Annotated in this window: 12 protein-coding genes; 9 read left to right on the plus strand and 3 right to left on the minus strand. The window is 71.9% G+C overall.

Annotated elements, in window-relative coordinates; genetic code table 11:
* Positions 1 to 103 precede the first annotated feature (103 nt).
* Positions 104 to 1696: a cytochrome c biogenesis protein DipZ gene (locus tag AB0878_RS40505; protein WP_366586757.1), complete on the plus strand. Its 1593-nt coding sequence runs from the start codon at positions 104 to 106 to the stop codon at positions 1694 to 1696.
* Positions 1697 to 1727: 31 nt separating this feature from the next.
* Here AB0878_RS40505 and AB0878_RS40510 read toward each other — a convergent pair whose 3' ends face one another.
* Complete coding sequence (locus AB0878_RS40510; RefSeq protein ID WP_366586759.1) at positions 1728 to 3242, minus strand: long-chain fatty acid--CoA ligase; 1515 nt, start codon at positions 3240 to 3242, stop codon at positions 1728 to 1730.
* A gap of 152 nt (positions 3243 to 3394) precedes the next feature.
* Here AB0878_RS40510 and AB0878_RS40515 point away from each other — a divergent pair, with 152 nt between their 5' ends.
* From AB0878_RS40515 to AB0878_RS40545, 7 genes are all read left to right on the plus strand, one after another.
* Positions 3395 to 3844, plus strand: a complete 450-nt coding sequence (locus tag AB0878_RS40515) for a MarR family winged helix-turn-helix transcriptional regulator (RefSeq protein WP_366586761.1) — start codon at positions 3395 to 3397, stop codon at positions 3842 to 3844.
* On the plus strand, positions 3841 to 7680 hold the full coding sequence (locus tag AB0878_RS40520) for an ABC transporter ATP-binding protein (protein WP_366586764.1): 3840 nt from the start codon (positions 3841 to 3843) through the stop codon (positions 7678 to 7680). Before AB0878_RS40515 ends, AB0878_RS40520 begins: the two co-directional genes overlap by 4 nt.
* Before the next feature lie 186 nt (positions 7681 to 7866).
* The gene (locus tag AB0878_RS40525; protein WP_366586766.1) at positions 7867 to 8385 is read left to right on the plus strand and encodes a lytic polysaccharide monooxygenase auxiliary activity family 9 protein; all 519 of its coding nucleotides are present in this window, start codon (positions 7867 to 7869) and stop codon (positions 8383 to 8385) included.
* A gap of 146 nt (positions 8386 to 8531) precedes the next feature.
* Positions 8532 to 9704: a glycoside hydrolase family 64 protein gene (locus AB0878_RS40530; protein WP_366586768.1), complete on the plus strand. Its 1173-nt coding sequence runs from the start codon at positions 8532 to 8534 to the stop codon at positions 9702 to 9704.
* A gap of 74 nt (positions 9705 to 9778) precedes the next feature.
* Positions 9779 to 10669, plus strand: coding sequence for a sulfurtransferase (locus AB0878_RS40535; RefSeq protein ID WP_366586770.1), 891 nt, complete (start codon positions 9779 to 9781; stop codon positions 10667 to 10669).
* Between the two features lie 11 nt (positions 10670 to 10680).
* Complete coding sequence (locus tag AB0878_RS40540; protein WP_366586772.1) at positions 10681 to 10977, plus strand: antibiotic biosynthesis monooxygenase family protein; 297 nt, start codon at positions 10681 to 10683, stop codon at positions 10975 to 10977.
* Positions 10978 to 11562, plus strand: a complete 585-nt coding sequence (locus AB0878_RS40545; RefSeq protein WP_366586774.1) for a TetR/AcrR family transcriptional regulator — start codon at positions 10978 to 10980, stop codon at positions 11560 to 11562.
* Here AB0878_RS40545 and AB0878_RS40550 read toward each other — a convergent pair.
* A complete protein-coding gene (locus AB0878_RS40550) occupies positions 11552 to 12679 on the minus strand; it encodes an enolase C-terminal domain-like protein (protein WP_366586776.1) in 1128 nt (375 codons plus the stop codon). The genes AB0878_RS40545 and AB0878_RS40550 overlap by 11 nt on opposite strands.
* Entirely contained in the window at positions 12676 to 13425 is a 750-nt protein-coding gene (locus AB0878_RS40555; protein ID WP_366586778.1) for a creatininase family protein, read from the minus strand. Before AB0878_RS40555 ends, AB0878_RS40550 begins: the two co-directional genes overlap by 4 nt.
* Positions 13426 to 13466: 41 nt before the next feature.
* Between AB0878_RS40555 and AB0878_RS40560 the strand changes: the two genes are divergently transcribed.
* Complete coding sequence (locus tag AB0878_RS40560) at positions 13467 to 14405, plus strand: ROK family protein (protein WP_366586780.1); 939 nt, start codon at positions 13467 to 13469, stop codon at positions 14403 to 14405.
* Positions 14406 to 14409 lie beyond the last annotated feature (4 nt).

The raw sequence follows: 14409 nt of genomic DNA on the forward strand, positions 1-14409 counted from the left end.
GCACTCCGCCTTCGCCGGTCTTTTTCGTGGCACAAGTCATAACTACTCTGACAGGTTACGAATAGACGCTAGGCTGCGAGCAATTCGTCCTCGGGGAGAAATCATGCTCACTCTTGTGCTCGCCGGTCTGCTCGCGGGAGCGGTCACGAGCATTTCGCCGTGCGTGCTGCCGGTGCTGCCCGTGGTGCTCACGGCCGGGTCGCGCCGGCCCGTGCGCGTGGTGGCCGGGCTCGTGGTGAGCTTCGGCCTGGCGACGCTGTTCGGCTCCCTCGTGCTCAGCGCGTTCCACCTGCCGCAGGACCTGCTGCGCGACGCCGGCATCGCGGTCCTCGCCCTGCTCGGACTGGGCCTCGTCTCGCGGCGCGTCGGCGAGCTGCTGGAACGGCCGTTCGCGCGGCTTCGCGGCCGCGCGGCCGATCCGGACGCGGGCGGGTTCACCGTCGGTCTCGCCCTCGGCCTGGTCTACGTGCCGTGCGCGGGCCCGGTGCTCGCGACCATCGCCGTGCTCGGTGCGACGCACCGGATCGGGTTCGGCGCGCTGGTCCTCACGGCGGCGTTCGGCGTCGGGGCCGGGATTCCGCTGCTCGCGCTCGCCCTGGCCGGCGACGCGCTCACGCGCCGCGTCCGGTACCTGCGCGCCCGCGCCCGGGCGATCCGCGTGACCACCGGCGTCGCGTTGCTGGCCGTCGCAGCGGCCACGGCCTTCGACCTCACCGCCGGCCTGCAGCGCACCGTGCCGGACTACACGGCGGCGCTGCAGAAGTCGTTCGAGGCCGGCACTTCCGCGTCCGCGAGCCTGCACCGGCTCACCGCCGCACCCGAGCCCACGGGCATCACCGCGTGGCTCAACACCCCGGGCGGGCAGCCGCTGACACTCGCGAGCCGCCGCGGGAAGGTCGTGCTCGTCACGTTCTGGACCTACAGCTGCGTGAACTGCCTGCGCGCCCTCCCCCACTACGAAAGCTGGTACCGCACCTACCGCGATGCGGGGCTCGTGGTGCTCGGGGTGCACACGCCGGAGTTCGCGTTCGAGCACGAGCCCGCCAACGTCGCCGCCCAGGCCAAGGCCCTCGGCGTCGACTACCCGGTGGCGATCGACAACGACTACGCCACCTGGAACGCCTACGGCAACCAGTACTGGCCCGCCTCCTACCTCGTCGACGCGTCGGGCCAGGTCCGCGGCTCCCACTTCGGCGAAGGCGCGTACGCGGACACCGAGCAGCAGATCCGCGACCTCCTCACCGACGCCGGCGCCGGACCCCTGCCACCGCCCACCGACGTCCCCGACGCAACGCCGGTCGAGGCCACCACGCCGGAGACCTACCTCGGGCCCGCCAACGCACCCGTCGACATCACCGGCGACCAGCCGCCGCCGGGCCAGACCCGCACCCTGCGCTTCCCCGCCGCCGTCGCGTCCGACACCTTCGCCCTCGACGGCACCTGGACCGCGTCCGGCGAGTCCCTCACCGCGGGCCCGTCCGCGCGGCTGCGCCTGAACTTCCGCGCCCGCGCCGTCCACCTCGTCCTCGGCGGCACGGGCACACTCACCGTCGAGCTCGACGGCACCCGCACGACAGTGCCGGCCTCGGGCGTGCCGAAGCTCTACACCCTCGTTTCCGGCCCGGCAGCACGCCATTCGACGCTGACGCTGTCGCTCACCCCGGGACTTCAGGCGTACGACTTCACCTTCGACTGAGCCGACTGGGCCGGCTGGCCACAGTGGACGGTCACTGCCCTCGCAACGGCAGCTTCGTGATCTTCCCCGTCGGCCCCTTCGGCAGCTCGTCCACGATCCGCACCCGCCGCGGGTACTTGTAGGCGGCGATCCGCTCCTTCGCCCACGCCACGATCTCCTCCGGCTCCGCCGAAGCACCCGGCTTCAACGAGACCACTGCGACGATCTCCTCCCCCAGCCGCTCGTCCGGCTCCCCGATCACCGCGGCCTCCGCGACGGCCGGGTGCCGGTAGAGGAGCTCTTCCACCTCACGCGGGTACACGTTGTACCCGCCGCGGATCACGAGGTCCTTCTTGCGGTCCACGACGAACACGAACCCGTCCTCGTCGACGTAACCCAGATCCCCGGTGTGGAACCACCCGCCCCGGAAGGCTTCGGCGGTTTCGGCGGGCCGCTTGTAGTAGCCCTTCGTGATGTTGTGCCCGCGCAGCACGATCTCGCCCACGTGGTCCGCGCCGGCGGGCAGCGGGCGGTCCTGCGCGTCGACGATGCGCAGCTGCACACCCCAGATCGGCTTGCCGATGGAGAGCACCTTGCGGTTCGCGGCACCGGGGTTCACCGTGGTCGTCGACGCGGACTCGGACAGCCCGTAGCCCTCCAGCACGGGGATGCCGTACTTCTCCTCGAACGCCCGCAGCACCTGCTCGGGGATCGCGGCGCCGCCGGAGCTGCCGATGCGCAGGCTGCTCGTGTCGTACGCGGAGCTGTCGGCGACGGCCAGCGCGTGGTACATCGTGGGCACGCCGGCCATGATCGTCACGCGGTCGCGCTCGATGGCCGCCAGCACCGCCTTCGGCTCGAACCGCCGGACCACCGACACGGTGCGCCCGTGCCGGGCGGCGGAGTTGAGGATGCTGGACAGGCCGTAGACGTGGAAGAACGGCAGCACCGCGAGCACCACGTCCTCGGGTTCCGTGCCGAAGGTCTGGCCGCCGATCGTGCAGGTCATGTACAGGGAGAAATGCGACAGCTCGGCGCCTTTCGGGCGTCCGGTGGTGCCACTCGTGTACAGCAGCACGGCGGTGTCGTCGGCCGCGCCCGGGTACAGGTCGCCGTCGTCCTCGGCGTCGAGCAGCTCGGCGAACTCGACCGCACCGGCGGGCCACCCGTCCAGACCACCCACGACGACCGCGGCCACCTCCGGCACCTCGGCGAGCGCCTTCGCCACCTCACCGGCCAGCGCCGTGTCGGCGATGAGCAGCCGCGCGTCGGAGTCGGCCAGGTGGTAGGCGATCTCGTCGGCCTTGAGCAGCGGGTTCAGCGGCACCATGGTGAGCCCGGCCTTGAGGATCCCGAAGTACGCGAACACGAACTCGGGCACGTTGGCCAGCTGCACGGCGATCTTGTCGCCGGGCGCGAAACCCCGCGCGCGCAACGCCGTCGCGACGCGGCCGGAGGTCTCGTCCACCGCGGCGTAAGAGTGGATTCCACCCGGAAAGCGGAGAAAGTCCTTTTCCGGCTGGGCGAGCGCGGACTCGTGCAAGATCGTGGCCAGGTTGAAGCTCACGCTACCTCCGAACCTCGTTCTGCCCGCGGGCACCGCGAACAGGAAACTTCGTTGTCGACCCAGTCCGGTCAAGGCCAGGCTACCGAATCCTGTTCGGCTCACCGAGACCCACTAGTTCGACGATCGAACAAACTGGGGTTACAGTCGGGATCATGCCGTCCTCCGGAGAATCCCGCGAGCAGACCGCGACGAGCGCCGTGCGGGCCCTGGCCCGCCTCTCGCGGCTGCTCGAGCGCTCGTCGGGAGAGCTGAACCTCGCCCACTACCGCGTGCTGTCCGCCATCGCCTCGGGCGACGAGCGCGCCTCCCGCGTGGCCCGGCGGCTCGCGCTCGGCCGTCCGGCGATCAGCGCCGCGGTCGACGCGCTCACGAAACGCGGCCTCGTGGTCCGCGGCGACGTCGACGCCGACCACCGTGCCACCGCGCTTTCCCTGACCCCGGAAGGCGAACGGCTGCTCGCCGCCACCGAGGCCGAGATGATCAAGGGACTCCTCGCGCTGGTCGCCCGCACACCCGACGGCGACGTGGTGCTCGAGTCGCTGGGCCGGCTCGGTGACGCGATCGACGAGGTCATGGCGGAGCGGATGGCCGGAAACCGGTGAGCGAACCCGAAGAGAAGTCCCGCTGGTTGCGCCGCCTCGGCGGCTACGTCCTGCGCCACCGCCGTGAGTTGCTGATCGCCTTCGGCGCCGCGGTGCTCGGCAGCGCCTGCCAGACCGTGGTGCCGCTGCTGGAACGCCAGATCGTCGACGGGGTGATCCTCAGCCGCTCGGCGTCGCTGTGGCCGTGGCTGATCGCGCTGCTCGTGCTCGCCGCGGCCGCGTTCGTGTTCGCCTACCAGCGGCGCTACCGCGGCGGCCGGGTCGCGCTGGCCGTGCAGTACGACCTGCGCAACGACATCCAGGCCCACCTGCAGCGCATGGACTTCGCGAACCTCGACCGCATGCCCACGGGTCAACTCGTGTCGCGCGCGACGTCCGACTCGGCGCTCGTGCAGGGCCTGCTCAGCCTGCTGCCCATCATGAGCGGCAACATCCTGCTGGTCCTGCTCTCGCTCGGCGTGATGCTGGTCCTGTCGCCGCTGCTCGCGCTCGTGAGCCTGGTCGTGGTGCCGCTGCTGCTCATGGTGTCCTACCGGATGCGCCGGCGGATCTTCCCCGCCACCTGGGCTGCGCAGCAGCGCGAGGGCGACGTGGTGCAGATCGTCGACGAGGACGTCAACGGCGTGCGCGTGGTCAAGGCGTTCGGCCAGGAGGGCCGGGAGCTCAACCGGCTGGCCGACACCGCCGGCGACCTCTACGGCATGCAGCTGCGGGCCGTGCGGCTGCAGTCGCGGTACCAGCCGCTGCTGCAGGCGATCCCGGCGCTCGGGCAGGTCGCGATCCTCGTGCTCGGCGGCTGGCTCGCGCTGCACCACGGCCTCAGCCTCGGCACGTTCCTTGCCTTCTCCACCTACGTCGGGCAGCTGATGGCCCCCGCGCGCCAGCTCGCCGGCGTGCTCGCGATCAGCCAGCAGGCCCGCGCGGGCGTCGAGCGGATCTTCCAGCTCATCGACCTGGAGCCCGCCATCGCCGACGCACCCGACGCCGTGGACCTGCCGACGGCCAAGGGCGAGATCAGGTTCGAGAACGTCCACTTCGGATACTCGCCCGACGCGCCGGTGCTGAAGGGTTTCGACCTGCACGTCGCCGCCGGCGAACGCGTGGCGCTGATCGGCCCGAGCGGCAGCGGCAAGACCACGGCGACCACGCTCGTGTCGCGCTTCCACGACCCGGAGTCCGGCGCCGTGCTGCTCGACGGGCACGACCTGCGCACGGTGCGGCTGCGCTCATTGCGCTCCCAGGTCGGCGTGGTGTTCGAGGAGAGTTTCCTGTTCTCCGACACCATTCGCGCCAACATCGCCTACGGAAAACCCGGCGCCACCGACGAGGAGATCCTCGCCGCCGCCGAGGTCGCCGAGGCCGACACCTTCATCCGCGCGCTGCCCCAGGGCTACGAGACCGTCGTCGGCGAACGCGGGCTGTCGCTTTCGGGCGGGCAGCGCCAGCGCGTGGCGCTGGCCCGCGCGATCCTCACCGACCCCCGGGTGCTCGTGCTCGACGACGCCACCAGCGCCGTCGACGCCAACACCGAGGAGTCGATCAACGCGTCGCTGCGCACGGTGCTGGCCGGGCGCACCACTCTGCTCGTCGCCCACCGGCGCTCGACGCTGCACCTGGCCGACCGTGTCGTGGTGCTCGACGGCGGGGTGGTCGCCGACCAGGGCACCCACGAGGAGCTGCTGGAGCGCAGCGCCCTCTACCGCACGCTGCTCACCGGGCTCGAGGAGGAAGCCGCCGAACGGGTCGGCGACCGCATCGAAGCCCTCACCGTCGGGGGCACCACCGCGTCCGCCTGGCGCGGGGAACGCAACGGGCACAACGGAAGCGGACAGAACGGCAACGGCCGGCGGTTCACCACCCGCGCCACCGGAGCGCCGGGCATCGGGGCCGGCCTCGGCGGCTCGGCCGGCGGCAGCGGCTGGCGCGCCGCGCTCCCGCCGACCCCGCAGCTGCTCGCCCGCGTCGACGAGCTGAAACCCGTGCGGGACTTCGCGAAGGTCGATCTCGCCAAGGAAACCCGCCAGGAGCGCGCGTTCTCCCTGCGCACGCTGCTGCGCGAGTTCCGCCGTCCGCTGCTGTTCGGGCTGCTGCTCGTGGTGATCGACGCCGTCGCGTCGGTGATCGGGCCGGTGTTCGTGAAGAGCGGCATCGACGACGGCGTGCTGCAAGGCTCGCAGGCCGTGCTCTTCGGCGCCGCCGGGCTGTTCCTGCTGATCACGCTCATCGCGTTCCTCGACGAGGTGGCGCAGACCTTCGTGACCGGCCGGACCGCGCAGCGCGTGATGCTGTCGCTGCGGATCCGCATCTGGGCCCAGCTGCAACGCCTTTCGCTCGACTACTACGAGCGCGAGATGGCCGGCCGGATCATGACCCGGATGACCACCGACGTCGACCAGTTCGAGTCGCTGATCCAGAACGGGCTGCTCTCGGCGCTGGTCGCGTTCGTGACCTTCGCCGGGGTCGGCGTAACGCTGGTCGTGGTCAACCCGCTGCTGGGCCTGTGCACGCTGTCGGTGGTGGTGCCGCTGGCCATCGGGACGGTGATCTTCCGCCGGCGCGCCGCGAAGCTGTACGACGTAGCGCGCGACCGCGTCGCGATCGTGAACGCCGACTTCCAGGAGAGCCTTTCGGGCGTGCGCGAGTCGCAGGCGTTCGCCCACGAGGACGAGACGATCCGCCGGTTCCGCCGGCTCGGGCGCGACTACCTCGACTCCCGTTACTCCGCGCAGCGGCTGGCCGCCACGTACTTCCCGTTCGTGCAGTTCCTCTCGGCGGGCGCCGACGCGATCGTGCTCGGGGTCGGCGCCGGGATGATCTACTCGGGCCGGCTCACGCCGGGTGCGCTGATCGCGTTCATCCTCTACATCGACCTGTTCTTCTCCCCCATCCAGCAGCTGTCGCAGGTGTTCGACTCGTGGCTGCAGACGCGCGTGTCGGTGAGCCGGATCTCCGACCTGATGCGGCTGGAGACGCTCACCCCGCCCGCCGTGCAGGCGATCGACCCCGGCCGGCTGCGCGGCGAGATCACCTTCGACGGCGTGCGCTTCGCGTACCCGTCGGCGCCGGCACTGGGCGCGGGCGAACGTCGCGGCCCGGCCGACCCGCGGCTGGTCGCGGGCTCGCAGGCCGTCATGAAGCCGCCGGAGGCGCTGCGCGAGGTCGACCTGACGATCGCGGCCGGCGAGACCGTGGCGCTGGTCGGCGAGACGGGCGCGGGCAAGTCGACGCTGGTCAAGCTGCTCGCCCGCTTCTACGACCCCGACACGGGCAGCGTCCGCGTCGACGGCCACGACCTGCGCTCGCTCGACCTCGCCGCCTACCGCCGCGCGCTCGGCTACGTGCCGCAAGAGGCGTTCCTGTTCACCGGCACCGTGCGCGACAACATCGCCTACGGCCGGGCCGACGCCACCGACGCCGAGGTGGAGGCGGCCGCACAGGCCGTCGGGGCGCACGAGTTCGTGGCCACGCTGCCCGGCGGCTACCTGCACGAGATCGCCGAACGCGGCCGGTCGCTCTCGGCCGGGCAGCGCCAGCTCCTCGCGCTTGCCCGCGCGCAGCTCGTGGACCCGGTGATCCTGCTGCTCGACGAGGCGACGTCGAACCTCGACCTCGCGGCCGAAGCCCACGTCGCCGAAGCCATGCGGACGCTGGCGGCCGGGCGCACGACCATCGTGATCGCCCACCGGCTGCAGACCGCGCAGTCGGCCGACCGCATCGTGGTGCTCGACCGCGGCCGCATCGCCGAGGCCGGCAGCCACGACGAGCTCCTCGCGCGCGGCGGCCGCTACGCCGGGATGTGGGAGGCGTTCGAGCTCCTGTCGGGACAGCGTTCGTAGCAAACCCCGGTTGGCCACTTACCAACTCGACGCTTCTCTTTGCCAGTTGTTGACCAAGGACCTTCTTCGGGGTTATGGTCTAGACCACAACGTCACCCTTCGCTCGCGCACCTCCCCGGCGGCCCGCCAGTGCGCTGTTTCGCCGTACCCGCGGCCGGGAAGCGAGCATTCCCCGAAGGAGCTGGTATGAAAGCGAACCGGAAAATCCTCGCCGGACTCGCGGGCGCCGTGCTCGCGCCGGTGCTCGTCCTGGTCAGCCCCGCCGGCATCGCGAGCGCCCATGGGTACGTGAACTCCCCCGCGAGCCGCCAGGCGCAGTGCGCGCAGGGCGTGGTCGACTGCGGTGAGATCAAGTACGAACCGCAGAGCGTGGAAGGGCCGAAGGGCCTGCACAGCTGCAACGGCGGGCTCGCGCAGTTCGCCGAGGTCAACGACGATTCCAAGCCGTGGCAGGCCGCTTCGGTCGGGAAGACGGTCACGTTCACGTGGACCTTCACCGCGCGCCACAGCACCTCCAGCTACGAGTACTTCATCGGCGACGAGAAGGTCGCGAGCTTCGACGGCCACAACCAGCAGCCGCCGGAAACCGTGACGCACCAGGTGGATCTGAGCGGCCACACCGGCCGCCAGACCGTGCTCGCCGTGTGGAACATCGCGGACACGGCCAACGCGTTCTACTCCTGCATCGATCTCCAGGTCGGCTGAGCGGGATCGCCTGCGCCCGACGAGAAGGCCGGCGCAGGCGATCCGTACCACCCCGCGCCCGGGATTTCCCCGGCGTGTCCCCGTTTTCGCCGGCCCGCGGTCCGGAACGTGGTCGGCGTTCCCGTGAACCCCAGGAGGCGGTTTCCTTGATTTCCCGGCGAGCTTTCCTCGGCGCTTCCGCTGCGGCAGCCACGTTTCCCTTGTGGCGCATGGGACGCGCCTCCGCCGCGACGCCCGACACGGTGCAGGTCGCGTTCGACGACCGCTCCGGCGCCGGCGCAACCTACGCCTACATCACGGGAATCGCGCCGGACAACCGGCCCGTGATCCTCAAGGCCGACGGCACGCCGTACTACCCGCCCTCACCGTCCGCGGACCAGACGCCACTCGCCGAGGACTGCGCCATCCCGGTGAAGTCACTGTCGCAGGTGAGCGTGCCGAAGATGGCGGGCGCGCGGATCTACGTGGTGACCGACGCGAAGCTCGACTTCTTCGTCAACCCCGGCCCCGCACTGGTGCACCCGAGCTTCGTGAACACCGCCGACCCGAACCACGGCCGGAACTGGTCGTTCTGCGAGTTCACCTTCAACGACGCCGTGCTGTTCGCCAACATCAGCTACGTCGACTTCGTCGCGATCCCGATGGGCCTGCACCTGAAGACGACGGGTTCGGGCGACCAGACCGTGCCCGGGCTGCCGGCGGGCTCGCTCGACCCGATCTGCGCCGCGCTCAAGGCCCAGGGCGGGGCTTGGGCCGAGCTCGTGGACGCCGGGGCCGACGGCCGCCCGCTGCGCGCGTTGTCCGCGCAGCACCGCGCCGACCGCTTCACGGGGTACCTCGACGGCTACCTCGACTCCGTCTGGCAGAAGTACGCGGGCACCGACCTCACCGTCGACTCGCAGATCCCGGGCCTGGGCAAGTTCACCGGCCGCGTCGGCGGCGACGGCGTGCTCGCCTTCGCCAACGGCGAGCGCTTCACCAAACCGGTCACCGCCGACGTGTGGAGCTGCAACAGCGGCCCGTTCGCCTTGAAGGACGGCGACAGCGACGCCCGCAAGGCCATCGTCCCCCGGCTGGCGGCCGCGCTGAACCGCACGACGCTGCTCGACAACCCGAATCAGCCCGACGGCGAGGACCCCGCGAAGTTCTACACCGCCGCCGAGACGAACCACTACGCCCGCATCGTCCACAGCCGCCTGCCGGACAACCGCGGCTACGCCTTCCCCTACGACGACGTCTCCCCCGGCCCGGACTTCAGCGGCGCCGTGCAAGCGGGTGACCCGGAGACGCTCACCATCACGATCAACGCGCTGCGCTGACGTCCCCGGAACTGTACTGTATGGTACAGACTGAAGGCGGGCACCGGACCCGCCGGAGGGACGGGCCCGAGCCGATGTCACGCACCGATTTCCTGGTCACCACCGAGTGGCTGGCCGCGCACCTGCACGATCCGGACGTCCGGATCGTCGACATCCGCGGCTCCGTGCCGCCGTTGCCCGGCGCGGGGACCCCGGCACCGCGGCCGGCCGGACTCGGTTACGAGAGCTCGGCCGACGAGTACGCGGCCGGTCACGTGCCCGGCGCGGTGTTCCTCGACTGGACCCGCGACATCGTCGACCCGGACGACGCCGTGCCCGTGCAGGTGGCCACCGAGCGGCAGTTCGCCGACGCGATGGCGCGAGCCGGGATCGGCGACGAGCACCTCGTGGTCGCCTACGACACGCACCCGGCATCGACGTTCGCCACGCGCCTGTGGTGGGCGCTGCGCTACTACGGCCACCAGCGCGTGGTCGTGCTCGACGGCGGTTTCACGAAGTGGCAGCAGGAGAACCGGGCCGTCGACACCGCCGTACCGGAGCACCCGCGCGCGGTGTTCACCCCGCGTACCCGCCCCGAACTGCGGGCCACCGCCGAGGACGTGCTGGCTGCGCTGGACAAACCGGAGATCCAGCTCGTCGACGCCCGCGACCCCGGCCAGTACACCGGCGAGATCGCCCGCCCCGGCAACCGGCGCGGGCACATCCCCGGCGCCGTGAACGTGCCGCGCGAGGACCTCGTGGACCTCACCACCGGCACCTGGCGCTCCGCGGCCGAGCTGAAGGACCTCTTCACCGCGGCCGAACTCGACCCCGGCCGGCCGGTCGTGGCCTACTGCAACGGAGGTGTCGCGGCGTCGACCGTCCTCTTCGGACTCGCGGTCGCCGGTTACCCTCTCGGGACCAACTACGACGGCTCCTGGAACGAGTGGAGTGCCCGAGCCGATCTGCCCGTCGAAACCGCCTGAGGGAGGCAACCGTGGTCACCGAAGTCGCCATCCTCACCGCGTTGCCCGGCGGTGAGGACGAGCTGGGCCGGGCCATCGCAGCGGGCGTGCCCTACCTGCGGGCGCACCCGGACTGCCTGTCTGCGACCGTCAGCCGATGCGTGGAGGAACCCGGCCGCTTCACCGTGGCGGTGGACTGGACGTCGGTCGAGGCGCACGAGCGGGGGTTCCGCGCCGGCCCGCTGTTCAAGCAGTGGATCGGCTCGATCGCGGGCAAGTTCGACCCCGCGACGCTCGACACCCGTCACTACGAGACCTACCCCGCGTAGATGCGCCCCGAACCCACCACGAGCCGCGGCCGCCGCACGCGCGAGAAGATCGTGACCTCGGCCGCGCGGCTGATGCACGAGCGCGGCATCGGCGGCACGCCGCTGGAGGACGTGCTCGCCGAGAGCGGCACCGGCAAGTCCCAGCTGTACCACTACTTCGGCGGCAAGCAGGACCTCGCCGTCGCCGTGCTGGAGCACCAGCTGGAACGGGTGCTGGCCGCGCAGCCGTCGCTGCACGACGAGGAGTGCACCGACCTGCGCCGCTGGCGTGACGAAGTGCTCGCCGCGGCCGACGAGAGCGGCTACGGCAACTGCCCGCTCGGCGCCTTCGTCGGCCAGGTCGACGACGACGCCGAGCTGCGCACCACCCTCGCGCGGCTGTTCGACCGCTGGCAGGACGCCATCACCACGCTCGTCCGCCGCGCCCAGGCGGCGGGCGAGATCCCCGCGGACGTCTCCGCGGAGCATCTCGCCCTGACGCTGCTCACCGCCCAGCAGGGCGGCACGGCGCTGTCCCACCTGCACGGCTCACCCGAAGCCCTGGCGCGCTCCCTCGACGACGTGCTCGCCCGCGTCAGCCGGTGAGGTCGCCTTCGGCGGCGTTCTTCGCCGCGTAGAAGGCGAGCTTGTCCTCGTCGACCTCCACGCCGAGTCCCGGGCCGGTCGGCACGCGCAGGCGGCCGGCTTCCAGGTGCAGCGGCTGCACGATGTCGTCGACGTGCAGGTAGTACATGCTGTCGATCGCGCGCGAGAGCACCGGCGTGCTGGCGACCACGGCGAGGTGCGCGGCCGTCGCGATGCCGAGCTCGCCGCCGCTGTGCAGGTTCATGCCGAGGCCGAACGTCTCGCAGTGCGCGGCGAGCGCCTTCGTCGCCGCGATGCCGCCCCACTTGTAGACGTCGCCGTGGATCACGTCCACCGCGCCGAGGCGCACCGCCGGGGCGAACTCCTCGAAGCGCACCACGCACATGTTGGTGCACAACGGGATCCGCACCTTCGCGCGGACCTGGCTCATGCCTTCGATGCCCACACACGGGTCTTCGAGGTACTCCAGGTCGAGCTCCTCGAGCGCCAGCCCCGCGCGGATCGAGTCGGGCACGGACCACGCGGCGTTCGGGTCCACGCGCAGCTGGACGTCCGGCAGCGCGCGGCGCAGCTCCCGCATGATCTCGACGTCGCCGAAGACGTCGGTGGTGCCCTTGAGCTTCACGGCCGTGAAGCCGCCCTCGGCCACCACCTTCGCCGCGTGCTCGGCGATCCCCTGCGCCAGCTCACGGCCCTGCGCGCCGGGCGCGTCGGCGCGGGTCACCAGCGCGGTGATCGGCACCTCCTCGCGCACCGGGCCGCCGAGCAGGTCGGTCACGCGCTGCCCGGTGGCCTTGCCCATCACGTCCCAGCACGCGACGTCCAGCGCCGCCAGCGCCGCGTAGCCGAGGTAGCCGTGGAAGAACGGCACCATGTGGTGACGCCGGTGGAACTCCTCCAGCGCGAACGGGCTCTGCCCCACCAGCTCCTTGCCGAGCTGGCGCGTGAGCTCGGCGACCGGCCGGCCCCACATCGTCTCGCCCCAGCCCTCCACGCCGGTGTCGGTGCGCAGGCGCACGACCGTGCGCGTCTCGCCCGTCTTGGTCTCGAACGAGCTGGTGAACGGGTTGGTCAACGGCAGGTTCACGACCTGCACGTCGACGTCGGTGATCTTCATGCCTCCCCTTCGGTGTGGGCGTGTTCGCGGGTCGCTCCCGCGAAGGCGCGGATCGCGGCGGCCAGCGCCGCCACCCGCCGGTCGAGCAGGTCGGTGCCGCGGTCGACGGTGGCCGCCGTGGCGTCGTCGGTGGAGCCGCCGACGCGGGCCCACTCGCCGTGGCGCTCGACCGTCAGCCCCGGGTAGGGCGGCCGGTCGAACAGCGGCGGCGGGGTCACGTCCGGCCTCGGTGCGGGTTCACGCACCAGGTCGGGTTTCGCGGCGAGCATCAGCGACGTCTCGAACAGCCCGGCGTGGCCGGGCGAAGCGGCTTCGCCGAGCGACCAGTACGAGCACGCGGCGAGCGCGACGTCGGCCTTCAGCGCGTACTGCTTCACGGCCAGGCGCATGATCTCGTCGTTGCCGCCGTGGCCGTTGACCACGAACACGCGCCGGAACCCGCTGCGCACGAGCGAGTCGAGCACATCGGCGAGCACGGCCTGCAGCGTGGCGGCCGAGAGCGACACGGCCGCGGCGAACAGGTGGTGCGGGCTGTGGCCGAACGGCAGCGCGGGCAGCCGCACGACCTCCGGGTCGCCGCCGAGGCGGGCGAGCGCGCCGTCGACCACGGCTTCGGCGAGCATCGTGTCGGTGCCCATCGGCAGGTGGCCCGCGTGCTGCTCCTGCGAGCCGATCGGCACCAGCGCGATGGCCGACGGCGCGGCCGCGCGCACCTCCCGCCAGGTCATCCGCGTCAGTTCGGGCATGTGGGCTCCCCTCGTCGGGCCGGGCGTGGCATCGTGACCGCATGAATTCCGGCGAACGGCCCGCGCTGCGGCTGGTCCCGGCCCCGGCCGCGGCTCCGGCGGCCGAAGCCGCGGCACCTCTGCTGGGTGCCGTCGAGCTGGTGCCCGGACGCGTGCGCGCCGCCTTGCTCGACCTGTCGGGCGCGGTGCTCTGGCAGGCCGAGGCCACCTACCCGCACGGCACGGCCGACCCCGGAGAGATCGACGCCGCGCTCGCCTCGGCGGTGCGGTTCCCCAGCCCGCCGGCCGGGGTCGGGATCGCCGCCGCGGGCCTGGTCGACGCGCCGGCGGGCGTGATCATCGAGGTCAACGAGGTGCCAGCCCTGCACGGCTACCCCGTCGCCGACGTCGTGACGCGGCTCGTGGGGGTCCCCGTGCACGTGGAGCACCGCGCCCGTGTGGAGGTGCTCGGCGACCGCTGGTTCGGCCCGGGCCGCGGCCGCACGACGTTCGCGTCCGTGTCGACCGGCGAGGTCCTCGGCGTCGGCATGCTCTACGACGGTGAGGTGCTCGCCCCGCCGGGCGGCCGCAGCGGCGCGCACATGACGGTGGCCGCCAGCGGCCTGCCCTGCACCTGCGGCGCGCGCGGCTGCTGGAAAACCGTCGCGACCACGTCGTGGCTGCGTGCCGAGGCCGAACGGCGGGGCCTGGCCGGGCGCAGCGTCCGCGAGCTGGCCGGCGACCCGTTGCTCGACGAGTACGCGGGCAACATCGCCCTCGGCCTGGTCAACATCCAGCAACTGTTCGCCCCTGGCCTGTTCATCCTGCACGGCGAAGCGTCCGAAGGCGGCGAAGCGTTCCGCGCCCGCATCGAGCACCGGCTGCGAGAGGACTCGTCGTGGGCCACCGGCGCGGAACCGCCGCAGGTGCTGGTCAACACCGGCCCGGCCGACGACATCGTGCTGCTCGGCGGCGCGGGCCTGGTGCTCTCGCGGCACTGAGCTC

Origin of the sequence: Amycolatopsis sp. NPDC047767 (assembly GCF_040704195.1) — a bacterium.
In the GTDB taxonomy this organism is placed as follows: domain Bacteria; phylum Actinomycetota; class Actinomycetes; order Mycobacteriales; family Pseudonocardiaceae; genus Amycolatopsis.

Excerpts from the sequence above, each read along its gene's own strand:
- AB0878_RS40505 (WP_366586757.1), top strand. The coding sequence starts at position 104 with ATGCTCACTCTTGTGCTCGCCGGTCTGCTCGCGGGAGCGGTCACGAGC.
- AB0878_RS40515 (WP_366586761.1), top strand. The coding sequence starts at position 3,395 with ATGCCGTCCTCCGGAGAATCCCGCGAGCAGACCGCGACGAGCGCCGTG.
- AB0878_RS40525 (WP_366586766.1), top strand. The coding sequence starts at position 7,867 with ATGAAAGCGAACCGGAAAATCCTCGCCGGACTCGCGGGCGCCGTGCTC.
- AB0878_RS40535 (WP_366586770.1), top strand. The coding sequence starts at position 9,779 with ATGTCACGCACCGATTTCCTGGTCACCACCGAGTGGCTGGCCGCGCAC.
- AB0878_RS40545 (WP_366586774.1), top strand. The coding sequence starts at position 10,978 with ATGCGCCCCGAACCCACCACGAGCCGCGGCCGCCGCACGCGCGAGAAG.
- AB0878_RS40550 (WP_366586776.1), bottom strand. The coding sequence starts at position 12,679 with ATGAAGATCACCGACGTCGACGTGCAGGTCGTGAACCTGCCGTTGACC.
- AB0878_RS40555 (WP_366586778.1), bottom strand. The coding sequence starts at position 13,425 with ATGCCCGAACTGACGCGGATGACCTGGCGGGAGGTGCGCGCGGCCGCG.
- AB0878_RS40560 (WP_366586780.1), top strand. The coding sequence starts at position 13,467 with ATGAATTCCGGCGAACGGCCCGCGCTGCGGCTGGTCCCGGCCCCGGCC.